The sequence below is a fragment of the Trinickia soli genome (assembly GCF_002879855.1).
Taxonomy (GTDB): domain Bacteria; phylum Pseudomonadota; class Gammaproteobacteria; order Burkholderiales; family Burkholderiaceae; genus Trinickia; species Trinickia soli.
On record NZ_PNYB01000094.1, the window covers coordinates 1 to 399 of the forward strand.

Sequence of the window (399 nt, forward strand, 5' to 3'; positions counted from 1 at the left end):
GTTCTTAATGAAAGACTTATTTAATGATAAGAAATTACGTGATTATTATGAAGATATGAACGGATTTATTAGTAATGCGAAGTTAGTTGTTGATGATAAAAAAATTCCTAAACGAATGCCACAACAAGATTATAAACAGAAAAGATGGTTTGGGTTATAAACAGCAAATGAGGGGTTTTATGGCACATTTATCTGTGAAATTGCGGCTTTTAATACTAGCATTAATCGATTCACTGATAGTGACATTTTCAGTATTCGTAAGTTATTACATTTTAGAACCGTATTTCAAAACATATTCTGTCAAATTATTAATATTGGCAGCTATATCACTATTCATATCGCATCATATTTCAGCATTTATTTTTAATATGTATCATCGAGCGTGGGAATATGCCAGTG

The 399-nt window shown here is 29.8% G+C and carries 1 pseudogene; it reads left to right on the plus strand.

Annotated elements, in window-relative coordinates:
• Positions 1-179: 179 nt before the first annotated feature.
• A pseudogene (locus C0Z19_RS29270) lies at positions 180-399 on the plus strand (hypothetical protein); the annotation flags it as partial.